At 66.2% G+C, this 25,045-nt stretch carries 17 protein-coding genes and 3 pseudogenes; 11 read left to right on the top strand and 9 right to left on the bottom strand.

The window, feature by feature from the left end; all coding sequences use genetic code 11:
- The first annotated feature begins 45 nt into the window (after positions 1-45).
- Both QP165_RS16000 and QP165_RS16005 read left to right on the top strand, forming a co-directional pair.
- Positions 46-2,181, top strand: coding sequence for a M3 family metallopeptidase (locus QP165_RS16000; protein WP_333996359.1), 2,136 nt, complete (start codon positions 46-48; stop codon positions 2,179-2,181).
- Positions 2,181-3,470 (top strand): MFS transporter, encoded by a 1,290-nt coding sequence (locus QP165_RS16005; RefSeq protein WP_056411074.1) that lies wholly within the window; start codon positions 2,181-2,183, stop codon positions 3,468-3,470. The genes QP165_RS16000 and QP165_RS16005 overlap by 1 nt, the downstream gene beginning before the upstream one ends.
- A 132-nt stretch (positions 3,471-3,602) precedes the next feature.
- Here QP165_RS16005 and QP165_RS16010 read toward each other — a convergent pair whose 3' ends face one another.
- From QP165_RS16010 to QP165_RS16030, 5 genes and pseudogenes are all read right to left on the bottom strand, one after another.
- The gene (locus QP165_RS16010) at positions 3,603-4,934 is read right to left on the bottom strand and encodes a sensor histidine kinase (RefSeq protein ID WP_333997054.1); all 1,332 of its coding nucleotides are present in this window, start codon (positions 4,932-4,934) and stop codon (positions 3,603-3,605) included.
- Positions 4,935-4,987: 53 nt separating this feature from the next.
- Complete coding sequence (locus QP165_RS16015; RefSeq protein ID WP_056021299.1) at positions 4,988-5,707, bottom strand: response regulator; 720 nt, start codon at positions 5,705-5,707, stop codon at positions 4,988-4,990.
- 72 nt (positions 5,708-5,779) lie between these two features.
- On the bottom strand, positions 5,780-6,490 hold the full coding sequence (locus tag QP165_RS16020; protein WP_333996360.1) for a hypothetical protein: 711 nt from the start codon (positions 6,488-6,490) through the stop codon (positions 5,780-5,782).
- Between the two features lie 152 nt (positions 6,491-6,642).
- Positions 6,643-7,419, bottom strand: a complete 777-nt coding sequence (locus tag QP165_RS16025) for a thioesterase family protein (RefSeq protein WP_333996361.1) — start codon at positions 7,417-7,419, stop codon at positions 6,643-6,645.
- Positions 7,416-8,983: pseudogene (locus tag QP165_RS16030) on the bottom strand (class I adenylate-forming enzyme family protein). The gene QP165_RS16025 and the pseudogene QP165_RS16030 overlap by 4 nt, the downstream one beginning before the upstream one ends.
- A gap of 77 nt (positions 8,984-9,060) precedes the next feature.
- On the opposite strand from QP165_RS16030, the gene QP165_RS16040 reads away from it, so the two are divergent.
- The 4 genes from QP165_RS16040 to QP165_RS16055 all read left to right on the top strand — a co-directional run bounded on the left by QP165_RS16040 (position 9,061) and on the right by QP165_RS16055 (position 14,851).
- A complete protein-coding gene (locus tag QP165_RS16040) occupies positions 9,061-9,675 on the top strand; it encodes a glutathione S-transferase family protein (RefSeq protein ID WP_333996363.1) in 615 nt (204 codons plus the stop codon).
- A 563-nt stretch (positions 9,676-10,238) separates the two neighbouring features.
- A complete protein-coding gene (locus QP165_RS16045; protein WP_333996364.1) occupies positions 10,239-11,363 on the top strand; it encodes a TonB-dependent receptor plug domain-containing protein in 1,125 nt (374 codons plus the stop codon).
- 335 nt (positions 11,364-11,698) lie between these two features.
- A complete protein-coding gene (locus tag QP165_RS16050; RefSeq protein ID WP_333997055.1) occupies positions 11,699-13,447 on the top strand; it encodes a TonB-dependent receptor domain-containing protein in 1,749 nt (582 codons plus the stop codon).
- An 84-nt stretch (positions 13,448-13,531) separates the two neighbouring features.
- Positions 13,532-14,851: a spinster family MFS transporter gene (locus tag QP165_RS16055; protein WP_333996365.1), complete on the top strand. Its 1,320-nt coding sequence runs from the start codon at positions 13,532-13,534 to the stop codon at positions 14,849-14,851.
- Between the two features lie 66 nt (positions 14,852-14,917).
- Here QP165_RS16055 and QP165_RS16060 read toward each other — a convergent pair.
- Positions 14,918-16,161: pseudogene (locus QP165_RS16060) on the bottom strand (TetR/AcrR family transcriptional regulator).
- A 157-nt stretch (positions 16,162-16,318) separates the two neighbouring features.
- Here QP165_RS16060 and QP165_RS16065 point away from each other — a divergent pair.
- The 5 genes and pseudogenes from QP165_RS16065 (at position 16,319) to QP165_RS16085 (ending at position 21,569) form a co-directional block, all read left to right on the top strand.
- Positions 16,319-17,602, top strand: a complete 1,284-nt coding sequence (locus QP165_RS16065; RefSeq protein WP_333996366.1) for an acyl-CoA dehydrogenase family protein — start codon at positions 16,319-16,321, stop codon at positions 17,600-17,602.
- Between the two features lie 136 nt (positions 17,603-17,738).
- Positions 17,739-18,821 carry a Zn-dependent alcohol dehydrogenase gene (locus QP165_RS16070; RefSeq protein ID WP_333996367.1) on the top strand — a complete coding sequence of 361 codons (1,083 nt, stop codon included), beginning with the start codon at positions 17,739-17,741 and terminating at the stop codon, positions 18,819-18,821.
- On the top strand, positions 18,818-19,885 hold the full coding sequence (locus QP165_RS16075; RefSeq protein WP_333996368.1) for a phosphotransferase family protein: 1,068 nt from the start codon (positions 18,818-18,820) through the stop codon (positions 19,883-19,885). Before QP165_RS16070 ends, QP165_RS16075 begins: the two co-directional genes overlap by 4 nt.
- Before the next feature lie 111 nt (positions 19,886-19,996).
- The gene (locus QP165_RS16080) at positions 19,997-20,761 is read left to right on the top strand and encodes an SDR family oxidoreductase (protein WP_333996369.1); all 765 of its coding nucleotides are present in this window, start codon (positions 19,997-19,999) and stop codon (positions 20,759-20,761) included.
- Positions 20,762-20,772: 11 nt separating this feature from the next.
- Positions 20,773-21,569 (top strand): annotated as a pseudogene (locus tag QP165_RS16085) (SDR family NAD(P)-dependent oxidoreductase).
- A 33-nt stretch (positions 21,570-21,602) separates the two neighbouring features.
- On the opposite strand, the gene QP165_RS16090 reads toward QP165_RS16085, so the two are convergent.
- From QP165_RS16090 to QP165_RS16100, 3 genes are all read right to left on the bottom strand, one after another.
- Positions 21,603-22,484, bottom strand: a complete 882-nt coding sequence (locus QP165_RS16090; RefSeq protein ID WP_333996370.1) for an acyl-CoA thioesterase — start codon at positions 22,482-22,484, stop codon at positions 21,603-21,605.
- A gap of 79 nt (positions 22,485-22,563) precedes the next feature.
- A complete protein-coding gene (locus QP165_RS16095; protein ID WP_333996371.1) occupies positions 22,564-23,691 on the bottom strand; it encodes an acyl-CoA dehydrogenase family protein in 1,128 nt (375 codons plus the stop codon).
- Between the two features lie 141 nt (positions 23,692-23,832).
- Positions 23,833-25,014: an acyl-CoA dehydrogenase family protein gene (locus tag QP165_RS16100; RefSeq protein ID WP_333996372.1), complete on the bottom strand. Its 1,182-nt coding sequence runs from the start codon at positions 25,012-25,014 to the stop codon at positions 23,833-23,835.
- Between the last annotated feature and the right edge of the window lie 31 nt (positions 25,015-25,045).

A 25,045-nucleotide genomic window follows, 5' to 3' on the forward strand; every position in this document is an offset into this window, starting at 1 on the left:
CAACTTTATTGCTATGCTGCGGCCAACATCGTCCGGGAGAACCATGTGCATTTTCTACCTCTCGTCTTCAGTGCAGCTGCGCTGATGGCGTCTACGTCCGCGATCGCGCAAACTGGTGCGGCGCCTGTCGCGCCCGCCGCCAACCCCCTGCTCGCCGACTGGACGGGCCCGACCGGCGGCGTGCCGCCCTGGGACAAGGTTCGACCCGAGCTGTTCCCACAGGCGTTCGAGACCGCGCTCGCCGAGCGCACGGCCGAATATCGCAAGATCGCGGACAATCCGGCCAAGCCGAGTTTCGCCAACACGATCGTGCCGATGCAGCTGGTCGGCAAGCGCTATGGCCAGGTGATGACGCTGTTCGGCGTGATGACCAGCAACATGAACACGCCCGCGTATCAGAAGCTCGACCGCGAATGGTCGCCGAAATTCTCCGCCGCGTCGGATGCGATCACGTTCGACAAGCCGCTCTTCGCGCGGATCCAGGCGATCTACGACGCGCGCAATTCGAGCGGGCTGAACGCACAGCAGATTCGGCTCGTGACGCGGATCTACGACAGCTATGTCCGTCAGGGCGCCAAGCTGAACGATGCGCAGAAGGCGCAGCTGTCGCAGTACAACCAGCAGCTTGCGACGCAGTTCTTGACATTCGGCGAGAAGCTGCTCGCGGACGAGAGCAAGGCGATCTCGGTCACCGACGAGGCGCAGCTCGCGGGGCTTCCCGACAGCGTGAAGGCGGTCGCCAAGGCCGCCGCGGCCGAGCGCAAGCTGCCGGGCTACGCGATCGTCAACACGCGCTCCGCGGTCGATCCGGTGCTGACCTACGCCACCGACCGCGCGCTGCGTGAGAAGGTGTGGCGCGCGTTCGTCAATCGCGGCGATAACGGCGATGCCAACGACACGAACGCGACGATCGCGCAGATCGTCAAGCTGCGTGCCGACCGCGCGCACCTGCTCGGGTTCAAGACGCATGCCGACTGGCGGATGCAGGACACGATGGCCAAGACGCCCGCCGCGGCGATGGACCTGATGATGCGCGTCTGGCCCGCCGCCAAGGGGCGCGTCGCCGAGGAGGTGGCCGACATGCAGAAGATCGCCGGCGCTTCGCTGACGATCGAGCCGTGGGATTACCGCTTCTATCAGGAGAAGGTGCGTAAGAGCCGCTACGATCTCGATCAGGCGCAGCTGAAGCCGTATTTCGAGCTCGGCAACATCATCCAGGGGTCGCTCTACGCCGCCAACCGGCTCTACGGTCTGAATTTCAAGGAGATCACCGGCACCGTTCCGGTGTTCGAGCCGAACATGCGCGTGTGGAGCGTGACGGACAAGGCCGGCAAGGATGTCGGGCTGTTCTACCGCGACGACTTCGCGCGGACGGGCAAGCGGTCGGGCGCCTGGGCGAACACCTATCGCGGCCAGCGCGGCCTTGCCCCGGCACAGCTCGTGCTGTCGTCGAACAACAACAACTTCGCCAAGGGCGCACCCGGCGAGCCGATCCTGATCAGCCTCGACGATGCGCAGACGCTGTTCCACGAATTCGGCCACGCGATCCACGCGATGCTGCAGAACGTCGAATATCCGGGACTTGCCGGCACGCCGCGTGATTTCGTCGAATATCCGAGCCAGGTGAACGAGCATTGGCTGCTGACCCGCGACGTGCTCGACAAATATGCGCGGCATTACCAGACCAAGGCCGCGATGCCGCAGGACCTGCTCGACAAGATCGAGAAGTCGCGGACGTTCAACCAGGGGTTTGCGACCGCCGAATATCTGTCGTCGGCGATCGTCGACATGAAGATCCACACCGTCGCGGACGGCGTGATCGATCCCGACAAGTTCGAGGCGGCGACGCTTGCCGAGATCGGCATGCCCAAGCAGCTGGTGATGCGTCACCGCGTGCCGCAGTTCCAGCATCTGTTCTCGTCCGACAGCTATTCGGCGGGCTATTACAGCTATTTGTGGTCCGAGACGATGGACGCCGACACGTTCGCGGCGTTCGAGGAAGCGGGCAGCCCGTGGGACAAGCCGACCGCGGACAAGTTCGCGCGCATCCTGCTGTCGACGGGGAACGAGACCGATCGCGCCGAAGCCTATCGCGCGTTCCGCGGCCGCGATCCGGACGTCAACGCACTGCTGAAGAAACGGGGCTTCGATCCCACGCAGGCCGGGAAGGGCGCAAACTGATGGCACCCGATCAGAAGACACGCCTCAAGGCGATCATCGGCGGATCGACCGGCAACCTCGTCGAGTGGTTCGACTGGTATGTCTATTCGGCGTTCACGCTGTATTTCGCGCCGCATTTCTTCCCGTCGACGGACCGCACCGCGCAGTTGCTGAGCGCGGCGGCGATCTTTGCGGTGGGCTTCCTGATGCGGCCGATCGGCGCGTGGATCATGGGGGTCTATTCGGATCGCCACGGCCGCAAGGCGGGGCTCACGGTCGCGGTCACGCTGATGTGCGCAGGCTCGCTGATCATCGCGTGTACGCCGGGATACGAGACGATCGGCGTGTTCGCGCCGATCATGCTGGTGATCGCGCGCCTTATGCAGGGGCTGTCGGTCGGCGGCGAATATGGCGCGTCGGCGACGTATCTGACCGAGATGGCGGGCAAGGATCGCCGCGGCTTCTTCTCGTCGTTCCAGTATGTCACGCTAATTTCAGGCCAGCTGCTCGCGATCTGCGTACTGCTGGTGCTGCAGTCGACGATGAGCGAGGCGGCACTCGATTCCTGGGGCTGGCGCATACCGTTCGCGATCGGTGCGGTCCTGGCCGTGGTCGTGTTCTACATCCGCCGCGGGCTGGCCGAAACGCAGAGCTTCGAGAATGCCAAGTCCGAGGCGGGCGACGGCAAGCCGAAGTCGGGCTTCCTCCAGCTCGTCACCAAGCATCCGCGCGAGACGATGACGGTGATGCTGCTGACCGCGGGCGGTACGCTCGCCTTCTATGCCTACTCGATCTACATGCAGAAGTTCCTGGTCAACACCAGCGGGTTCAGCCGCGAAGTGGCGAGCCAGATCAACGCGGCCACGCTGTTCGTGTTCATGCTGTTGCAGCCGGTCGCGGGCGGTCTGTCGGACCGGGTCGGGCGCAAGCCGCTGATGATCGCGTTCGGCATCGCCGGTGTGTTGTTCACCTATCCGATCTTCACCGCGCTCGAGACCGCGACCAATCCGATCTATGCCGGGTTGCTCGTGATGGCGGCGCTGGTGATCGTGACGGGCTATACGTCGATCAACGCCGTCGTGAAGGCAGAGTTGTTCCCGGCGCATATCCGCGCGCTGGGCGTCGCCTTGCCCTATGCGCTCGCCAACACGCTGTTCGGCGGGACCGCCGAGGTCGTCGCGCTGAAGTTCAAGGATGCCGGGTTCGAACGCGGCTTCTACTGGTATGTGACCGCGATGATCGCGGTGTCGCTGGTCGTGTATCTGATGATGAAGGATACGCGGACGAACAGCCAGATCGTCGAGGACTGACGCCCGCACACCCACTCCGTCATCCTGACGAAAGTCAGGATCCAGAGCCCAATGACGTAGCGGTCGTGGTTCTGGATCCTGGGTCGAGCCCAGGATGACGGATCGGGGCAGGCGTGCACGCCCGGCCTCGCCTCAGCGCGGCAATTCTATGATCGCGTCGAGCCCGCCGCCCACGCGGTTTACAAGGCGGATCTCGCCGCCGGCCTCGCGGATGATGGCGCGGGCGAGCGCTAGGCCCAGCCCGATCCCCCCGGTTTCGCGGTTGCGCGACGTCTCGAGCCGGGTGAACGCATCGAACACGTCGCCCATCCGGTCCTCGGGGATCCCGGGCCCCTGGTCAGCGACGACGATCGCGACCGCACGCGCGTCCGCCTCGACGCGGACCTCTGCCGATCCACCGTATTTGACCGCGTTCTCGATCAGGTTGCGGACCGCGCGACGGATCAGCGACGGCCGCAAATGCATCCGCAGCCGGTCCGCCTCGACGAACGTCACGTCGTCGCCGATATCGCGGAAATCCTCGACCACCGCGTCGACCAGTGCGGCCAGATCGACATCGGTCGGTGGCTCGCTCGGGCGACCCAGCCGGGCGAGCGACAGGATGTCGTCGAGCGTGCGGTTCATCTCGGCGATCGTCTCGGTCATCCGTGCGCGATCGGTATCGTCGTCGACCGATTCGATGCGGACCCGCAATGCCGCGAGCGGGGTGCGAAGGTCGTGGCCGATCGCGCCGAGCATCCGATCCTTCTCGTCGAGCATCGCCGTGATGCGCAGCCGCAGCGCATTGAACGCGACGATCAGCGCGGCGACGTCGTCAGGCCCGTGCGGCGACAGCGGCACACCGGGCTCGCCGGGGCGAAAGCGTTCCGCCGCCTCGCGCAGGTCGCGCAACGGCCGGGACATCCGCCGCACGATCCAGAGCACGGGGAGCAGAACGACGCCGTAGAGGATCGCGGTCTGCGTCAGCACGGCGATCAGAAGTCGCCAACCCGGTTGCGGCCAGGGCGCGGTGATCGCCAGCCAGCCATGGCCCGGCTGCTCTACCGCGATCAGCAACGTGCTGCCCTGCCGGTCGGACCGGTGATCGGCGGACGTGGTATCGGATGCCTTCTGGCCGTTCCGGTGCCGCGACCGGTTGGAGTCATCGTCCTCGGGGCGCAGCCCGGTATCGATCCGCCCCACCACGACACCTTGATCGGCGAGCTGACGGCGAAGCTCCGCGGCGACCTCCGGATGGCGTTCGGTCGTGCCGTGCCTGATCGGATTGGCGGGCAGGCGCCGGATCCGCCCACGATCCGCGGTGAGAACGCGGCCGCCATGTGCCTCGCGGTCGAGCGCATCGGCAATCCGCGTCGCGACCGGACGCGTCGCCTGCGCGAGGCGAAACTCCGCACGGTCGCGCAAGATGAGCGTGAAGTTGATCGCCTGCGCGACGAACAGCGCGATCGCGATGAGCAGCGCCATCTGGCCTGCGAGGCTGCGCGGCCAGGGGCGGGTGCGGATCGCGGGGGACCGGCTCAAAGGCGGATGACCTCGGCGGCGAGCGTATAGCCGCCGCCCCAGACGGTCTTGATCAGTTCGGGCGTCTTGGCATCCGCTTCGATCTTGCGGCGCAGGCGGCTGACCTGGTTGTCGATCGCACGGTCGAACGCTGCGGCCTCGCGTCCCTGTGTCAGGTCGAGCAGCTGGTCGCGCGTCAGGACCTGGCGCGGTCGCGTGACGAGCGCGAGCAGGAGGTTGTATTCGCCGGTCGACAGCGGCACCGAGACGCCCTCGCGATCGACGAGCGCGCGTTCGCCCGATTTCAGCACCCAGCCGGCAAAGGCGTAGGAATTGGCCTCGGGGGCGTGCTGCCGTGCACCGCCTGCCGTCGCACGGCGGAGAATGACCTTCACGCGCGTCGCGAGTTCGCGCGGAGAGAAGGGCTTCACGACATAATCGTCGGCGCCCATCTCGAGCCCGATGATCCGGTCGGTCTCCTCCGCGCGCGCGGTCAGCAGGATGACGGGGACGTCGCTGGTCGCGGCGATGTGCCGGCACAGGCTCAGCCCGTCCTCGCCCGGCATCATAATGTCGAGGATGACGAGATCGATCGCATAGGCGGTCAGCCGCGTCCGCGCGCTTTCCGCATCGCCCGCCTGCGTGACGCGGAACCCCTGTTTGCTCAGATAGGCAGCCAAAGGCTCACGGATCGAACGCTCGTCGTCGACGAGCAACAGATGCGGCATGTCTCCCATGGGGGCGACGTCTAGCATGGTGCGTGTCCATGTGAAGCGTCGGACGGATTTGCTCCGTCCGACGTGTGGGTGTCATTCGCCGGTCGTCGCCGCGTCAGCCCGATCGGCCTCGTCCAGAGTCGGCAAAGCGGTCGCGCCCATCGCATGGTGCCGACCGCGGCCGGGACCACGCCGCATCGCGCGACCACCCGGGCGTTCGCTCGCGTCGAGGCGGCCATCGCGGTTGGCGTCCATCCGGTCGAAGCGTTGCGCGGCGCGGTCGCTGAACTCGGCGCGGGTCACCACGCCGTCGTCGCGGCCGGCGCCGGCGCGCTGACGATCTGCGCGGCCCATGCCGCCCCGTGCGCCCCGATCGGGGTCGCGACGAGCATTGGCGTGATCCGCTCCCGCAGCCCCGCCCTGCGCCGCCCTGCGCTGTTCGCGGCGCTCGCGCATCGCCTCACGCCGTTCTTCGCGGAAGCTGCGTCGCTCCGCCGCAGTTAGGATGCCGTCGCCGTCCGAGTCCATCCGGGCGAACCGCGCATCGGCGTCCGCGATCGCCTCGGCGCGCGTCACCGCGCGCATCGGGCCACCGCGCCGTTGCGGACCGCGATTCATCATCTCCGGGCGAGCCGGGGCGGTGGTCTCCTGGGTCTGTGTGGCGAGCGTCGCCGACAATGCGGCGCGATTGGCGGCGGCGGTGTCGGCGCGGCTGCTCGGTGCCGCGGGGGCGGATTGCGCGGCGCAGGCGGTGGCCGCGATGGTGCCGGCGGTAAACGCCAGGGTCAAAATGGTCTTGCGCATCTGCGATCTCCGGTCGGGTGGGGGCGATCCCCATCGAATGTCCGACGTCTGGGCTCAGGCTGTCGCATGGCTATGTCACCCCGTCGGCAAAGTGTCGCAACTTGTCCCAGTGCAGGTTCAGTGCGCGCCGGAGTGATGGCTCGGTGTGCAAGTCAGGCGAAGATCGCGACGCTCTGCATCTGTTCGGCGATCGGCAGCCCGTCGGCGTTCCAGATCGCCATGGTCTGGCTCGAACTCCCGGCATGGACATAGTCGGTCGTCGCACGCAGCAGCCACCAGCCGTCACGCGTCGTCGGCTGCGGCCCGAGGATGTTGAGCAGCCAGGTCATCGAGCTGAGCGGGGCGGGGCCGCCGAGCAGCTTGAGCGCGGAGGGCGGCAGGCAATCCGCCACCGCGATCAGTTCCACCATCGGGTCGAGCCCGTCACGATCGGCAAGCCTTGCCCAACGCAGCCATTCAGCCGCGCCGACCCCATCGTCGCGCCGGTCCACCAGGTCGAAATTCTGCGAGAAGGCGACGCCGCGATGCCCGCGATAGGTCGCCGTTTCAGAATCGGGCGCGGGAAACTCGGGGGTCGCGCCCGTCCGGTGATCGATCACCGACTCGATCGCGCGCATGAACACGAACGTCGCGCGCAGCCCGAGACCTGCGGCACTCTCCACGTCGACCTGGATGAACGCGGCATTCCGCCCGCGGCGCAACCGGCTGGCGCGCAGCGTGATCGCGCCCGACAAGGGGCCGATGAACGCGATCTGTGCCGAACGCAGCGGTGGCAGGTCGGAGTCGGATCGTTGCGCCACGTGCAGCGCCAGCGCGGCTGAAAAGCCCCCATAGGCCGTCCGCCCCTGCAGCCAGTTCTCGGGGATGCTCCCGCGCCAGCCGTCGTCAACGGGTTCGAGCGCCGCGATGGCCTGTCCGAGACTCGTCATGCGCCCAGCAACCGGTCACGAAGCTCGCGCTTGAGCACCTTGCCGATCGCGCTGCGCGGCAGCTCGGCGACGGCGTGGATGCCCGCCAGACGCTGCGTCTTGCCAAGCTGCGCGTTGGTCCAGGCAAGGATCGCGGCGGGGTCGGCGTCATGCGTCCGCGGAACGATGATTGCCACCGGCGTCTCGCCCCACGCCTCTGACGGCATGCCCACCACCGCGCAGTCGGCGACGTCGGGATGGCGGGCCAATATAGCCTCGAGATCGGACGGATAGACGTTGAAGCCGCCGGAAATGACTAGGTCCTTCTTTCGGTCGAGCAAAGTCAGGAAGCCGTCCGCGTCGAACCGCCCGACATCGCCGTGGCGGATGTAGCGGTTGCCCGCCGCATCATACCATTCCGCCTCGCGCGTCGCCTCGTGGCGACCATGATAGCCATTCATCATCGCGGGGCTTCGGCCGACGACCTCTCCGGTCTCGCCCGGCGCGACCTCGTTGCCGTTATCGTCGATCAGCCTGATCTCGTGGCCCGGCATCGGCTGGCCGACCGTGTGCAGCTTCGTCGGGTTCGCACTTGCGTTCAAAGCGCAGCTCGCGCCGCCTTCGGTCATGCCGTAGAATTCGACGAGCAGGCCGGGCCACCGTGCGACGACATCGGCCTTGAGAGCGGCGGAGAAGGGCGCGCTGGTGCTGGTCTTGAAGCGGAATGCGGACAGGTCGAAATCGGCGAAATCGGGCAGCGCCATGATCCGCTGATACTGGACGGGAACGAGCATCGTGTGCGTCGCACGGTGACGCTCGGCAAGCACGAGATAGGTGCGCGCATCGAACTTGCCCATCAGCACGACCGTCCCGCCCCAGCCAAGTGTCGGCAGCACGCTGACCAGCGTCGTGTTCGAATAGAGCGGCGTCGCGATCATCGTGACCGCGGTGTCGAACCCGGCCGCGGCGTTGCGCGCGATATGCGCCCAGCGCATCGCGTGGCTCTGGACGATCCCCTTCGGCGTCCCCGTGGTGCCCGACGAGTAGATGATGTTGAACGCGTCCTCCGGGACGATCGACACGTCTGGCGCGACCGCATCCTCCGCGGCCAGCCACGCCTCGAACCGCTGCGGCCCGGACGGGACCTGCGGATCGGCATCGGTCGGGCCGGGGGCGGAAGCAGGATCACCTGCGCGGTGACATGCATCGGCCGAAGCACGTCCGCCTGCTCGGCATCGACGAAGACGATCGGCGCGCCGCTGTCGGCGATCATCGCGCCGATCGCATCGGGCGTGGCGGAGGGCGCGATCGGCGTCGCGACGCAGCCCGCGCGTACCGCACCGAGGAAAACCGCCATATACTCGACCGACGGCGCGGCGACGATCGCAACCGCCATGCCCTTGGCAACGCCGTCACGACGCAACGCGCTGGCGACCCGGTCCATCAGGCGGTCGAGCGTCGCATAGTCGATCGCATGGCGGGAATCCGCGAGTGCGAGCAAGTTTCCGCGTTCGCGGCCATGCGCGTGGATCAGATCGGGGAGCGTGGCAAAGCCCGTGGCGAGCATGTCGGCGGCGGTCGTCATCGATCCCTGGCTATGCGAATTATCGCGCGAATGCCATACGCCATGTTCGAAAACCCGAATCGTGAAGGCTCTTGCCCATGCTGTTCTACGATAGCGCGTCACCGGCCCCCAATCCGCGCCGGGTCCGGATATTCCTCGCCGAGAAGCACGTCCGGGTGCCGATGGCGCAGGTCTCGATCCCGAAGGCCGAGCACAAGGCGGCGGCGTATCTCGCGGTGAACCCGCATGGGCAGACGCCGGCGCTCGCGTTCGACGATGGCCGCGTGCTGACCGAGAGTGTCGCGATCTGCCGCTATTTCGAGGCGCTGCATCCCGACCCGCCGCTGTTCGGGCAGGGGGCGCTCAACATCGCCGAGGTCGACATGTGGACGCGCCGCGTCGAGATGCGGCTGATGACGCCGCTCGGGCTCGTCTGGCAACATACGCATCCGTGGACCGCGCGGATCGTGAAGCCGCAATATACCGAGTTCGGCGAGACGCAGCGCCCGCGCGTGCTCGCGGCGATGGCAGAGTTCGACCACGCGCTGAGCGGCGGATCGTGGCTCGACGGCGTGCGGTACACGATCGCGGACATCGTGCTGCTGACGACGATCGACTTCGCGACCTTCGTGGGCATCCCCATGCCGGGCGAGCTGGGCAATCTGACGGACTGGCACCGCCGGGCCTCCGCGCGGCCCAGCGCGCAGGCCTAGCAGCGGACAGGCGTCACCGATATCGAGGCGGCGGCCCCGACTTTGGTCGGGGATGATCGAGATTGCCGAAACTTCCTTTGCAACACGTCGGCAAAGCTGCCATGAAGCCCGCATACCCGACTTTCAGTTTCGTAGACGAAGCGAAGTGACGGAGGCAATGTGCCGTCGACATGATCGATGTCCGGCCATTCCAGGGGCATGCAGGCCAACAGGTCGCGCCCGGTAACGAGGTTGGAGAGGGGATAAGGCGGAAGGCCGGCATGGCCGGACCTTCCGCCGTCCTTCTGTTTCCCAACGTCCTGCACACATCAGTCGCACATCCAGGCGGAATGCACGTCATTCCCGGATCGATCAGGCGCAGCGTCCCACCCATCGACACCCAGAGGATTTCGAAGAGCGGTTTTGGCCGACCCGGACGTTTCACGGGCTGTCGTTCGGCCCTGGATCCGTAATATTACGTAGCAATTTGCTACGCTTTTACCGCTTGACGATCGTCGCTGTGAGGCATCTATTCGAAGTTGCGGTACGGGCCATCAGTGCTCCGGCCGGACAGGGAGAGAGATGTGGCCAAGCAGCGCTATTTCGTCGCGTGCGCATTTTCCGTACTCGCATGTGCACTCGTTTCGCCGGCTGCGGCGCAGGTCGGGGGCGATCCGCGACCTGTCGGCTCGGCGGGGCAGTCCGGGGCGCAAACGGGCGCCGACGCGACGCTCGGCAGTTCGTCGAATGCGGCGTCGTCGAATGCCGTGCAGAACGGCAGCCCCGACATCATTGTCACGGGATCGCTGATCCGTGGATCGTCGGAGGATGCCGCCGCGCCGGTCGACGTGATTTCGGGGGACGAGCTCGCCAAACAGGGCGCGCCCACCGCGGTCGAGCTGCTCAAGAATCTGCCGACATCGAACGGCGTCACGGGCGACGCGAACCAATTCGACAGCCGCAGCCAGGGCAATGAGGGCGTCGCTTCGGTCAATCTGCGCGGGCTCGGCCCGCAGCGCACGCTCGTGCTGCTCAACGGCAAGCGGCTGGTGCCGGTCGGGGGCGGCATTCCGATCGTCGACATCAACCTGATCCCGTCGGGTGCGATCGGGCGGGTCGAGGTGCTGAAGGACGGGGCCGCCGCGACCTATGGCTCGGATGCGATCGCCGGCGTCGTCAACTTCATCACGCGCACCGACCAGAAGGGCTTCCTCGTCTCCGGCGACTATCGCTATATCGACGGGTCCAAAGGTGATTACGGCACCGCGATCAGCTATGGCCATAGCGGCAACGGCTTTCGCATGCTCGCCTCGTTCGGGTATCAGCACCGGTCGGAATTGCGGACCACCGACCGCGACTTCACGATCCAGCCCTATGCCAACAATCCGCAGGGCGGCTGGACGGGGGCGGCAACCCGGGCAATTTCGACTTCAACGCGACGGTGCCGTTCGTCGACCCCGCAACCGGGCGGTTGTTCACCGGCTATGGCGCGACCGGCGCGTCGAACGGTGTCAACTTCATCCGCGATCTCGGGTGCGAATCGCTCGGCGGATTCCGCAGCACGCCCGGGTCGAGCACGCCGACGCCGACCGCGGTTGGCACGATCGCGGTGCCGACGGATCGGTGCTTCAACAATTACGGGCAGTTCGGCAATCTCGTCGAGCCCGAGGATCGCTATCAGGCCTATGCCGAATTCGCGATCGACCTGACGAGTTCGCTGCAGTTCACCGCGAGTGCACTGTACGGGTCGACCTCGACGCGGATCACCACGTCGCCGACCTATCTACCGACCTTGCCGCCTTCGGCCAACGCCGCCGGCGGGGGTTCGGGGTTCTTCCAGGTGCCGACCTACGCGCCCGCGCTGCGTGATTATTGCCAGACCTATGGAACTGCGGCGGGGTGTCTCACGGCGAACGGGACGCCACTCGCGCCTGCGCTGGCGTTCCCCGTCCTGTTCCGGCCCGCATTGCTCGGCGGCAATCCCGTCTTCCAGGGGGGCGACAATGATCGCGGATCGGCGTTTTCGAAGCGCCAGTCGGACTCGATGCGCTTCACCGCCGATTTGTCCTGGGAAGTCACGGACCGCATCAACCTGACCGCCAGCGGCACCTATTCGGAATATTATCGCGAGAATGAGGGGACCGACACGTTCGGCGACCTGCTCCAGAACGCGATCGCGGGTTTTGGCGGCGCGAATTGCGCGTTCGCGACCACCGCCTCGCGCGCAGGGCTCAGCGCTGCCCAGATCGCGGCGCTCGCGGGCACCAACGGCTGTACCTTCTTCAATCCCTTCTCGACCGCGGTCGCGGTCAACCCCGTCACCGGTCAGGCCAATCCCGCCTATGCCGGATCGCGCGGCACCAACGGCCTGAGCACGACTCCGGGCGCCGGGCTGGTCAACGACGTTGCGACGGTCGACAATTTCTTCCGCACGACGCGTACCGTCTACGACACCAAGCTGTTCGTCGGCGACCTCGTCCTTGGCGGGCGGACCGGGCTGCGGCTTCCCGGTGGCGATGTCGGCTTCGCGATCGGTGGCCAGTATCGCCGCAATCATTATTCGGTGAACTACAACGCGGACAGCAACCTCGCGACCAACCCTTGCCCCGGCTCGCCGCTCAACCCCAATGCGACCTGTACGCCGCAGACGGGCGCGCTCGGCTTTCTCGGGACCAATCGCAATGCGTCGTCGGTCGGCGACGTGAAGGCGCTGTTCGCCGAACTGCAGCTGCCGATCTTCCAGGCGGTCAACGCGCAGCTTTCGGCGCGCTATGAGGATTATGGCGGAGCGGTCGGATCGACGTTCAACCCGCAGGGGCGCCTGCGTGTCCAGGTTGCGCCGTGGCTCGCGCTGCGCGGCGGTGCGGGCACGACGTTCCGCGGCCCGCCTGCGCAGCAGCTCGAGGGCAACCTGACCGCGCTGCAGATCATAGGTACGTCGTTCCGCGCGGTCGATATCAACGGCAACCCCAATCTGTCGCCCGAGAAGGCGACGACGTACAGCGGTGGCGTGATCGTCGACATCGGCGGCTTTAACGCGAGCGTCGACTATTTCCGCTATGACCTGAAGGGGCCGATCGAGCAGGAGCCGACGCAAGGCATCGTCAATGCGCTGTTCGGCGCGAGCGGCATCGCGAACTGCGGCAATGCGGCGTTTGCGGCGCTCCAGCAGCGGTTCACCTTCACCGGCGCGGGTTGTGGTGTCGCGAACGTGCAGCGGTTGCGGACGGTGTACGTCAACAGCGCGGACGTGACGACCTCGGGTCTCGACGTCCAGGCGACCTATCGCGGCGACATCGGGCTCGCGACCGTCACCGTCGGCGCGACGGGCACCTATGTCATCGAATACAAGACCAAGGACGTGACGGTCGAGGGGGTCGTCGTGCAGCCGGCGTTCAACGGTGTCGGCCTGCTCAACTACCAGACGACCGCCTATCCGGTGCCCGAGATCAAGGGCAATTGGTACGTCCAGGGCGACTATGACATCGCCAGCCTTCGGCTCCAGTTCAACTATATCGACGGCTACACCGACCAGCGCGGGGCGGCGATCTTCGGGCCGAACTTCGGCGCGCTGGCTGGTGCTTCGGTTACGGGGGGCAAGGAGATCGGTGCGTTCAAGACGATGGACGCAACGCTCAGGATCGCGTTGCCGACGGGATCGACGATCTCGCTGTCCGCGCTCAACATCTTCGATCGTGCCCCGCCCTTTGCCCGACTGGATCAGAATTACGATCCGTTCACGGCATCGCCGCTGGGCTTCACCGCAAAAGTCGGTTTGTCGCAACGATTTTGATTTTCTCGACACCTGGCCTCGCTTTCCTGCATCGGGTATGGTCCAAGCAGGTCGTGAGGCCAGTAACGAGTTGAGAGGATGATCATGGCGACAGCGTTCAAGACGCACCCCGAGATCGCAGACGCATTGGCCATGAAGCGTCGCGGATTGACGCTCACCCTACTCACGCTGACCTATTTCTTCAGTTACATGGACCGGCAAATCCTTGCGATCCTGCTCGAGCGGATCAAGGCGGATCTCGTCCTCACGGATACGCAGCTGGGGCTTTTATCCGGGCTCGTCTTTGCGATCTTCTATGCGACGCTCGGCATTCCCGTCGCGCGGCTTGCCGACCGGACCAGTCGTCGCAACATCATCGCGGTCAGCCTGACGATCTGGAGCGCGATGACCGCATTGTGCGGGTTAGCGCAGAATTTCACACAGTTGATGTTGTTCCGTATCGGCGTCGGGATCGGCGAGGCGGGGTCGAGCCCGCCAAGTCACTCGATCATCGCGGATCTCTATCCACCCGAAAAGCGTGCCAGCGCGATGGCGGTCTATTCGCTCGGCGTCGTCCTGGGGGCGGGGTTCGGCACGCTGATCGGGGGTGTCGTCGCGCATGCCTATGGCTGGCGGATCGCGATGATGACGGTCGGGCTGCCCGGCATCGTCCTCGCCGTGGTGGTCCGGCTGTTCATGGTCGAGCCCCGCCGCGGCCTGTCGGATGCCAGTCGCGTGGCGGAGCAACAGGCGATGCCGAGTATCGCGCAGGGCTTTGCATCGATGTGGGCGAGCGCGCCGGCGCGCCATCTGGTGATGGGTGTGACGCTCACGTCGATGATCGGGTATGCGCTGACGGGCTGGGGGCCGAGCTTCATGCAGCGCTCGCTCGGGATCTCGATGCTCGACGTGTCGCGCTACATCGCGCTGCCGGGGGCGCTGTTCGGCGCCATCTCCGCGCTGGCAGGCGGCAAGATCGCGGACGTGCTCGCCAAGCGTCACGGCTTGCACGTCCAGTCCTGGGTGGTGCTTGTGATGAAGGCACTCGCGCTGCCGTTCGCGCTGGCCTTCTACATGATCGACGTGCCCGCGATCGCGATCGGCAGCTATTTCATCTACCTGATCTTCGCCAATTCCTACCTGGGACCGAGCTTCGCGCTGATCCAGCATCTTGCCCCCTTGCGGATCCGTGCGATGTGGGCGGCGATCACGCTGCTCGTCATCAACCTGATCGGGCTGGGCCTCGGCCCGACGATCGTCGGCTGGCTGAGCGACATCCTGAAGCCCGGCTTTGGCGAAGACTCGCTTCGCTATGCGCTGGTCATCGTCGTCATGATGACGCCCTGGGCGCTGTTCCACTATTGGCGTGCAGGCGTGCTGCTCAAGCGGGACGAGGACATCGTGACCGCCGCGCGCGCACACTGAAAGATTGGCGCGGGGCGGGCGGATGCCCGGTCCGCGTCAAACTACCGGTCTTGCGGACGTGCCGTGTCAGTCCTGGCCCATGCGGTCGTCGAACAGGCCGTAGAGGATCGTCGAGGCGTAGAGCTGGATCGCTTTTTCGCGGGGCATCGTCGCTGCCCATTTGCGCATGTCGAACGCCGCATTCTGCAACGCCATCAGCGCCTGCGCCGCGATCAGCGCGTCGACCGCACGGATCGACCCTTCGCCGATCCCGTCCATCATCATGCCCGCATAGCGCCGCGCGATGCCGTTCGACCGTTCGACCATCGCATCGCGCACGCGCGGCGGGAGTCCGCTGAGCGCGGTCGTCCGCAGCAGCGGCCCGCTCTCGGCGAACTGGACGTCGAGCAATGTCGCCAGCGTGCTCGACAGCCGGTTCCAATAGGTGCCGCCCTGCGCCTCGCCACGTGCCTGCGCATCCGCGATCGTGTCGAAGCTCCGCTTGTAGCAGGCGATGACCAGATCGTCCTTCGCATCGAGATGGTGGTAGAAGCTGCCTTTGGTGACGTTCAGCTCGGACGCGATCTTCTGTACCGAGGCGCCGCGATAGCCGAGCTCGTTGATCAGCCGCGTCGCCGCCAGCAGAAAGGCCTCGCGCCCCGGTTCGGCATCGTCGTGGCTCAGGTCGATCAGCTTGGGGACCAGCGCGCGGAGGGGCCCGCGATCCCGTGCGCAAATACGTCCATCAGCCGCGTCTCGACACGCGCATATTGGTCGGGCTCGTACCGCGTCAGCCAGATCGGCAGCCAGAACGTGTTCTCGAGCAGGACGTGCGCACGCGCGCTCTGGATGTCGGTCTGCGCACGGCCCGTCGAAGGACCCCATAACAGTCGCGTGCGACGGAACACCTCGCGCCAGCCCGCCATCAACCGGCTGCGGATCGGATCCTCGGTTGCGCGCAGGTCGGACAGGACGGCGAACGACTTTTCCTCGCCGCGCTGGACGCGTCCGAGCCGGGCCATGTTGAGCGAGAGATAGCGCGCGACGCGTTCGCGCGGCGTCGCTTCCTCCATCGCCTCGTCGAGCATGCGCAGGAGATAGTCGAGCGTGTTCTCGAACGCGGCGGCGGCAAGGTCTTCCTTGCGCTTGAAATAATAGGTAACGCTCGTCGTGTTGAGGCCGACGCGGCGCGCGACGTCTGCAAACGTCATGCCCTTCGCGCTCTGTTCGTTGATCGCCTCTGCCGCTGCGGCAAGTATGGCGTCACGTTTCGCGCGGAAGCGCTTCGTGCCCTGTTCGCCCTCGTCGCCTGCCGCTGCCGGAATCTTCATCGAAACACCCTAACAGTTTCAATTTGAAGATACAGTGCTTTTTAGGCGCTTTCGCCGTGGCTTGTAAAAGGCGTGTCTGACGCCTCGTTCGATGCTTTACCGAAGATGCGGTATGGTTTACCCGGGTCATGAAACGGGATTGCGAAGGAGGCCGCACGTGGATTTCACCTTGAGCGAACGAGAGACGTATTTTCGCGACCGGGTGCGGGATTTCATCGACCAGAACATCCGTCCGCGACAGTCCGATTATGACGCGCAGGCGCATGAGGGCGAGCGCTGGAAGGTGATTCCGGTCATCGAGGAGATGAAGGAGAAGGCCAAGGCCGCGGGGCTCTGGAATTTCTTCATGCCGCCGCATTCGGGCCAGACGCATGTCGATGATTCCTTCGCGTTCGAAGGGACGCAGCTGACCAATCTCGAATATGCGTTATGCGCGGAAGAGATGGGCAAGGTCAGCTGGGCGAGCGAATGCTTCAACTGTTCCGCACCCGATACGGGCAATATGGAGGTGTTCCACCGCTATGGCACGCGCGAACAGAAGGAGGCGTGGCTGGGGCCGCTGATGCGCGGCGAGATCCGGTCCGCGTTCCTGATGACCGAACCCGCGGTGGCGTCGTCGGATGCGACCAACATCGAGACGTCGATGGTGCGCGACGGCGATCATTACGTGATCAACGGGACCAAATGGTGGTCGTCGGGTGTCGGCGATCCGCGGTGCAAGATCGCGATCGTGATGGGCAAGACGAGCCTCGAGGGCTCGCGTCACCAGCAGCAGAGCCAGATCCTCGTGCCGATGGACACGCCCGGCGTGACGATCAAGCGGATGCTGTCGGTCTACGGCTATGATCATGCGCCGCACGGGCATGGCGAGGTCGTGCTCGACAATGTCCGCGTGCCCGTCGAGAACGTGCTGCTGGGCGAGGGACGCGGGTTCGAGATCGCGCAGGGCCGGCTTGGACCGGGCCGCATCCACCACTGCATGCGAACGATCGGTGTGGCCGAGACCGCGATCGAGGCGATGGCGCGGCGTCTGCTGACCCGCGTCGCGTTCGGCAAGCGGATCGCGGACTTCTCGGTGTGGGAGGAGCGGATCGCCACCGCGCGGATCGATATCGAGATGACGCGGCTGTTGTGCCTCAAGGCGGCGGACATGATGGACAAGGCGGGCAACAAGTCCGCGCAGATCGAGATCTCGATGATCAAGGTCGCCGCGCCGAACATGGCGCTCAGGATCCTCGACGACGCGATCCAGGCGCATGGCGGCGGCGGCGTATCGGGCGATTTCCGGCTGGCGCACGACTGGGCGGCGATGCGGACGCTCCGGTTCGCCGATGGTCCGGACGAAGTCCACAACCGCTCGATCGCGCGCAACGAATTCGGGAAATACGGCGACTTCCGCAAGGGTGGCGTATCGAGCGGGGATATCGGGGTGAGCCGGTAAGCCCGCAACGCCTTCACTTAGTCTGCCTTCGTCATCCTGGGCTCGACCCAGGACCCAGAGCCACAAGCGCGACGACCTTGGCTCCGGGTCCTGATTTTCGTCAGGATGACGGTCTTGATCCGGAGCGCATCGACCCATGAAAGCCGCCGTCCTTTTCGAAGCCAATACCCCACTCAGCATCGAGGACGTCACCGTCTCGAAGCCGGGCCCGCGCGAGGTCCTGATCCGGACAATGGCGGTGGGCGTCTGCCGTTCGGACCTGCACTTCGTCGACGGCGCCTATCCGCATGCGATGCCGACGATCCCCGGCCACGAAGCCTGCGGCGTGGTCGAGGCGATCGGTGACGAGGTCGGCATGGTCAAGGTCGGCGACCATGTCGTGACGTGTCTGTCGGCGTTCTGCGGTCACTGCGAATTCTGCGTCACCGGGCGCATGGCGCTCTGCATCGACGCTTCGGTGCGTCGTCCCAAGGGCGCCGCGCCGCGGCTCATGCTCGGCGACCGGCCGATCGCGCAGATGCTCAACCTGTCCGCCTATGCCGAGATGATGCTGGTTCACGAGCATGCGTGCGTCGCGATCGATCGCGACATGCCGATGGATCGCGCCGCGTTGCTGGGCTGTGCGATCACCACCGGGGCAGGCGCGGTGTTCAACACCACCGACGTGACGCCGGGCGAGACGGTGTGCGTCGTCGGCTGCGGTGGCATCGGGCTCGCGGCGGTGAACGCGGCGAAGATCGCGGGCGCCGGCAAGATCATCGCGCTCGATCCCGTACCCGAAAAGCGGGCGATGGCGGAGAAGCTCGGCGCGACGCACAGCATCGACGCGTTGTCGGATACCGCCGCCGACGAGGTCGTCGCGATCACCAAAGGCGGCGTTCATCACGCGATCGAGGCGGTCGGGCGGGCGCAATCGGCCGCGACCGCGGTCAAGGTGCTGCGCCGCGGCGGGACCGCGACGATCCTCGGGATGATGCCGCTCGGCGAGAAGGTCGGGTTGTCGGCGATGGACCTGCTGTCGGGCAAGCGGTTGCAGGGCGGGTTCATGGGGTCGAACCGGTTTCCCGTCGACATTCCGCGTCTCGTCGATTTCTACATGCGCGGATTGCTCGATCTCGACACGATCATCGCCGACCGGATGCCGCTCGAGCGGATCAACGACGCGTTCGACGAACTGCGGCGCGGCGACACGACCCGCAGCGTGATCACCTTCGCATGAGCAGCGACGCAGCCAGCACGATGGTCGGCACGATCGCGGTCGGCGAGAAGGACCGGCTCGATCTCGACCGGCTGACGGCCTGGATGGACACGAACGTCGACGGATTTGCCGGGCCGCTGACATACGCCAAGTTCGCCGGCGGTCAGTCGAACCCCACCTACCGGCTCGACACGCCCGGGCGGGCGTATGTCCTGCGACGTAAACCGTTCGGGCCGATCCTGCCCTCCGCGCACGCGGTCGACCGTGAATATACGGTGATCGCCGGCCTCCATCCGACGGGCTTTCCGGTGCCGCGGCCATATGGGCTCTGCGAGGATCCCGGCGTCATCGGCGCGGCGTTCTACGTGATGGAGATGGTCGAAGGACGGACCATCTGGGACGGTTCGATGCCCGGCGCGACGCGTGCCGATCGTCGGGCGCATTATGATGCGATGGTCGACACGCTCGCCGCGCTTCACAATACCGATCACGTCGCGGCCGGGCTCGGCGCCTATGGCAAGCCTGGCAATTATTTCGAGCGACAGGTCGGGCGGTGGACCAAACAATATCGCGCGGCGGAGACCGAGCGGATGGATTCGGTCGAACGGCTGATCGAATGGCTGCCGCGCACGCTGCCCGAGCAGACGCGGACGTCGATCGTGCACGGCGACTATCGTATCGACAACATGATCTTCGCACCCGCCGAGCCCAGGGTGATCGCGGTGCTCGACTGGGAGCTGTCGACGCTCGGCGACCCGCTCGCCGATTTCTCCTACCTGCTAATGAGCTGGGTGACCGAGCCCGAGGGACGCTCCGGCGTGCTCGGAATGACCGGGGACGAGACGGGGATCCCGACGATCGAGCAGGTCGTCGAACGCTATTGCGCGGCAACGGGGCGCGACGGCGTTCCCGATCTCAACTGGTATTTCGCGTACAATCTCTTCCGCCTGACGGGGATCGTCCAGGGGATCAAGCGGCGGATCATCGACGGCACGGCGTCGAGCGCGCAGGCGGAGAAGACGGTGGCAAAGATCCACGGTCTCGCGGACGCGGCCTGGGGGTTCGCGGTCAAGGCGGGGGCGTGAGACGCGCGACATGACGTCCCGTCCTTTGGCGAGACTCAGTCTTCGCTGATGACGGGTTTGGAGGAGCGGTAGGCGTTCACGCCGTCAATCGACGGAACAGGGAGCAAGCAGATGTCACAATTCGACCTGACCGGAATGGTCGCGATCGTTACTGGGTCGTCGCGAGGCATCGGCCTTGCGTCGGCGCGCGAACTCGCCGAGCACGGCGCGAAGGTCGTCATTTCGAGCCGCAAGCAGGACGCGTGCGATAGTGTGGCGCGCGAGATCAATGCCCGGCACGGCGATGGCACCGCGATCGCGATCGCGGCCAACATCTCCGACAAGGCGGGATTGCAGGCGCTGGTCGACCAGACGCAGGCGGCGTTCGGCAGGATCGACATCCTCGTCTGCAACGCGGCCTCGAACCCCTATTACGGGCCGCAGGCGGGTATCGCCGACGACCAGTTCCGCAAGATCCTCGACAACAACATCGTCTCGAACCACTGGCTGATCCAAATGGTCGCGCCGGAGATGATCGAGCGCGGCGCCGGGAGCATCATCATCATCTCGTCGATCGGCGGTCTTCGCGGCTCGCCGGTGATCGGCGCCTATTGCATCAGCAAGGCCGCCGATATGCAGCTCGCACGCAATCTTGCGGTCGAGTTCGGTCCGTCGGGCGTCCGCGTCAACTGCATCGCGCCCGGCCTCATCAAGACCGATTTCGCGCGCGCGCTGTGGGAGCATCCCGACCGGATCGAGGCCGCGAATACGCGCGTGCCGCTGCGACGGATCGGCGAGCCGCACGAGATAGCGGGCGCGGTCGTGTTCCTCGCATCGTCCGCGAGCAGCTTCATGACGGGACAGACGATGGTCCTCGACGGCGGGGTCACGATTTAACGGAGGGCATCATGCGATTTCAGGACCGGTCGATCATCGTCACCGGCGCGGGCTCGGGCATCGGTCGGGCCGCGGCATTGCTGTTCGCTGCGGAGGGCGGCCGGGTGGTCGTCGCGGATCTCACCGAGGGCGCCGACGAGACGGCGCGCATGATCACCGATGCGGGGGTACGGCAAGCGCGATCCGGATGGACGCGGGATCCGAGGAGGATGTCGTCCGCACGGTGGCGCTGGCGTGCGACAGCTTTGGCGGGCTCGACGTGATGTTTGCCAATGCGGGGATCTCGGGCGGGATGGCGAACCTGTTCGATACCGAGGTGGCGCTGTTCACGGAGGTGCTTCGCGTCAACCTCATCGGGCCGTTCCTTGCGGTCAAGCATGCCGCACCGCGGATCGGCGAGCGCGGCAAGGGGGCGATCATCCTGACCGCGAGTGTCGCGGGGATCCGGTCGGGTGCCGGTTCGCCCGCCTATTCCGCCTCCAAGGCCGGCGTGATCAACCTTGCCGCGGTGTCGGCACAGCAATTGTCGGGGTCCAACGTCCGGGTCAACGCGATCTGCCCGGGCCTGACCGAGACGGGGATGACCAAACCGGTGTTTGATTATGCCCGCGAATCCGACAAGATGCACCGCGTCGGTCGGTTGAATCCGCTTCACCGCGGCGCGCAGCCCGACGAACTCGCCAAGGTCGCGCTGTTCCTCGCGTCGGACGATGCCAGCTATGTGAATGGCCAGGCGATCGCCGTCGATGGCGGGCTGTCGTCGAGCCATCCGGTGACGCGTCAGGACTATGGCAAGACCGCGGTCTGACGCGGTCCCGGGGTCGGGCGGGGCGCTGTCGGCTCAGCGCCGCATCCGGATCAGTCCTTCCTGTGCGACGCTTGCGACCAGCCGGCCGTCGCGCGAGAAGATCTTGCCGCGGTTGAAGCCCCGCGCGTGGCCCGACCAGGGTGCATCGCAGGTGTAGAGCAGCCAGTCGTCGGCGCGGAAATCCTCGTGCAGCCAGAGCGAGTGATCGAGGCTCGCGGTCTGTAGCCCCGGCGTGATCCAGTTGACGCCGTGCGGCAGCAGCGCGGTCCCCAGCAGCGCCATGTCCGAGGCATAGGACAGGACCGCGCGGTGCATCGCGGGGTCGTCGCCGATCGGCGCGACGATGCGAAACCAGTTGGCATGGTTCGGCGCCTGCGCGGGTGGATCGATCCAGCTGCGCGGGTTGACCGGGCGGACCTCGATCGGGCGCCAGCGGAGCATGTGCGCGCGGAATTTTTCGGGGATGCCGTCGAGATTCTCCAGCCGCAGGTCGCGGTCCGAGCGGAGCGTCTCGGGTGGCGCGACGTCGGGCATCACGTCCTGGTGATGCAGGCCGTCCTCGGGCGTCTGGAACGATGCCGCCATGTTGAGGATCGGCTGCCCCTTCTGCATCGCGATCACGCGGCGCGTCGCAAAGCTGCGGCCCTCGAAGTCGCGGACCACGCGGTAGACGATCGGATAATCCTCGTTACCCGGGCGCATGAAATAGGCGTGGAGCGAATGCGCCGCCTTGGGCGCCTCGGTCGAGCGCTGCGCGGCTTGCAGCGCCTGCGCGATCACCTGACCGCCGAACACGCGACCGACACCGCCGGGCTGGCGCTTGCCGACATACAGGTCGGTATCGACCTCCTCGATCTCGAGCAGGTCGACAAGGCCCTTGGCGAGGGCTTCGGGGGACGTATCGGCAGTATCCACGCGTATCTGACCTCCATGCTCTCCCGCGAAGGCGGGAGCCCAGTCTGGGCCCCCGCCTTCGCGGGGGTACAACGTAGCGTCAATAGCCCGCTGCGATGGCCAGTCGGTCGGCATGGAAGTTGGCGTCGCCGAACAGCTCGGCGAGCACGCGGGCGCGCTTCATGTAGAAGCCGATGTCATATTCGTCGGTCATGCCGATGCCGCCGTGCATCTGGACGCTTTCCTGCACGCTGAGCGTCGTGGCGAGCGCGGTCATCGCCTTGGCGACCGAGACAGCCTCGTCCGCGCGGTCGCTTCCCAGGTCGAGCAACTGCTGCGCCTTGAGCACGGCGGCGCGCGCGACCTCCATCTCGGAGTAGAGATGCGCGGCACGGTGCTGGAGTGCCTGGAAGCTGCCGATCAGCGTGCCAAACTGCTTGCGCTGCTTCATGTAACCGATCGTCATGTCCATCGCGCCGCCGCCGACGCCGAGCAGCTCGGCCGACGCGCCGGTGCGGCCCGCGCGCAGCAGCCGGTCGAGCGGGGCGCGGCCGGCATCGACCTCGCCGATCACGGCGTCCGCATCGACCTCCACGCCGTCGAAGTCGAGCCGCGCGGCAAGGCTTGCATCCGCGAGGCGTTCGGCGTTCGCGCTGAGCCCGGCGGCGTCTTTCGGCACTGCGAACAGCGTGATCCCGTCGGCATCGTCCGCGCCGCCTGCGGTACGCGCGGCGACGATGATCAGGTCGGCGGTGTGGCCATGCGCGACGAAGCGCTTGGCGCCGGTCAGTCTGAAGCCGTTGCCTGCGCGTTCGGCGGTCATCGCGATGCTGTCGCGGTGCTTGGCAGCCTCGTCGATCGCGAGCGCAGCGACGGTCTCGCCGGCGATGATGCCGGGGAACCAGCGTTCGGCCTGGCCGGTGCCCTTGAGCGCCTCGACCGCGGCGACCGCAGTGGTCAGGAACGGGGAGGGCGACAGGTTGCGGCCGATCTGTTCGAGCACGACGCCCGCCTCGACATGGCCGAGCCCGAGTCCGCCCTGGTCCTCGCCGATCAGGATGCCGGTAAAGCCCATCTCCGCGAACTGCTTCCACAGGTCGCGCGAGAAGCCGGTCTCGTCCTCGGCGTCGCGGAGCGCGCGCATGTGGCTGACGGGGGCGTGTTCCGCCACGAAGTCGCGGATCGTGTCCTGAAGGACTGTCTGGTCGTCGTCGAGATAGAGTGGCATTTCTGTTCCTTCTGCTCCCTCTCCCCGCCGGGGTGAGGGGCGGGGTGAGGGGTGGTGGGGCGGATCGTCCGAGCCTCACTGCCCCTCACCCGCCTTCGCTTCGCTGCGGCACCCTCTCCCCGGTGGGGAGAGGGAATGAATTTACGCCGGCAGTTCGAGGATCCGCTTGGCGATGATGTTGAGCTGGATCTCGCTCGTCCCGCCCTCAATCGAGTTCGCCTTGGTGCGCAGCCACGACCGCGGGATCGCACCGCCGCGCGAGCGGTCGCTGTCCCATTCGAGCGCGTCCGAGCCGCCCGCCGCCATCATCAGTTCGTAGCGAGACTTGTTCAGCTCGGTGCCGTAATATTTCATCATGCTCGGCTGCGCGGGATGCGCCTTGCCCGCCTTCAGTTCGTCGATGAACCGCTCGGACATCGCCCCGAACGCCTTGGCGCGCACCTCGAACAGCGCGATCGATGCGCGCAGCAGCGGGTCGGCGAGGCGGCCGTCATGGCCGAGCCCGACAGTGGCGATCGCGCCGTCGATCAGCGGGTTGCCGCCCGACGAGGCGAGCCCCATCCCCGAGATCATCTCGCGCTCATGCCCGAGCAGATATTTGGCGACGTCCCAGCCCTTGTTCTCCTCGTAGACGCGGTTGACCTTGGGGACCTCGACATTGTCGAAGAAGGTCTCGCAGAACGGCGAATTGCCGCTGATCAGCAGGATCGGCTTGGTCGAAACGCCGGGGGTGGCCATGTCGAACAGCACAAAGCTGATCCCGCCCTGCTTCGAAGTCTTGTCGGTGCGGACGAGGCAAAAGATCCAGTCCGCCTTGTCGGCATAGCTGGTCCAGACCTTCTGGCCGTTGACGAGATAATGGTCGCCCTTGTCCTCGGCCGAGGTGGCGAGCCCGGCAAGGTCGGAGCCCGCATTGGGTTCGGAATAGCCCTGGCACCAGCGGATCTCGCCGCGTGCAATCTTGGTGAGGTGATCGAGCTTCTGCTCCTCGGTGCCATATTTGAGCAGCGCCGGTCCGAGCATCGAGATGCCGAACGAATTGAGCGGGTTGCGGGCCTTGATGGCGGCCATCTCCTCGCGGAGGATCTTGGTCTCGGCCGGCGACAGGCCGCCGCCGCCATAGGCCTTGGGCCAGTCGGGGACGGTCCAGCCCTTGGCCGCCATCCGGTCCAGCCACTGTTTTTGCGCGGGGCTCGATGGCTTGAACTGGCGACCACCCCAGCAGACGTCGTCCTCCGAGCGCACCGGCTTGCGCATCTCGGGCGGGCAGTTCTCCGCGAGCCAGGCGCGGGTTTCGGTGCGGAAGGTGTCGAGGTCGGTCATCGTGTCTTCCTTTCTCCCACTCCCCTGCGGG

The sequence above is a fragment of the Sphingomonas sp. 22R3R2A-7 genome, assembly GCF_036856055.1.
GTDB lineage: Bacteria > Pseudomonadota > Alphaproteobacteria > Sphingomonadales > Sphingomonadaceae > Sphingomonas.

Excerpts from the sequence above, each read along its gene's own strand:
- QP165_RS16095 (WP_333996371.1), bottom strand. The coding sequence starts at position 23,691 with ATGCCACTCTATCTCGACGACGACCAGACAGTCCTTCAGGACACGATC.
- QP165_RS16100 (WP_333996372.1), bottom strand. The coding sequence starts at position 25,014 with ATGACCGACCTCGACACCTTCCGCACCGAAACCCGCGCCTGGCTCGCG.
- QP165_RS16020 (WP_333996360.1), bottom strand. The coding sequence starts at position 6,490 with ATGCGCAAGACCATTTTGACCCTGGCGTTTACCGCCGGCACCATCGCG.
- QP165_RS16025 (WP_333996361.1), bottom strand. The coding sequence starts at position 7,419 with ATGACGAGTCTCGGACAGGCCATCGCGGCGCTCGAACCCGTTGACGAC.
- QP165_RS16070 (WP_333996367.1), top strand. The coding sequence starts at position 17,739 with ATGAAAGCCGCCGTCCTTTTCGAAGCCAATACCCCACTCAGCATCGAG.
- QP165_RS16080 (WP_333996369.1), top strand. The coding sequence starts at position 19,997 with ATGTCACAATTCGACCTGACCGGAATGGTCGCGATCGTTACTGGGTCG.
- QP165_RS16005 (WP_056411074.1), top strand. The coding sequence starts at position 2,181 with ATGGCACCCGATCAGAAGACACGCCTCAAGGCGATCATCGGCGGATCG.
- QP165_RS16015 (WP_056021299.1), bottom strand. The coding sequence starts at position 5,707 with ATGGGAGACATGCCGCATCTGTTGCTCGTCGACGACGAGCGTTCGATC.
- QP165_RS16040 (WP_333996363.1), top strand. The coding sequence starts at position 9,061 with ATGCTGTTCTACGATAGCGCGTCACCGGCCCCCAATCCGCGCCGGGTC.
- QP165_RS16075 (WP_333996368.1), top strand. The coding sequence starts at position 18,818 with ATGAGCAGCGACGCAGCCAGCACGATGGTCGGCACGATCGCGGTCGGC.
- QP165_RS16050 (WP_333997055.1), top strand. The coding sequence starts at position 11,699 with ATGCGCTTCACCGCCGATTTGTCCTGGGAAGTCACGGACCGCATCAAC.
- QP165_RS16010 (WP_333997054.1), bottom strand. The coding sequence starts at position 4,934 with ATGGCGCTGCTCATCGCGATCGCGCTGTTCGTCGCGCAGGCGATCAAC.
- QP165_RS16055 (WP_333996365.1), top strand. The coding sequence starts at position 13,532 with ATGGCGACAGCGTTCAAGACGCACCCCGAGATCGCAGACGCATTGGCC.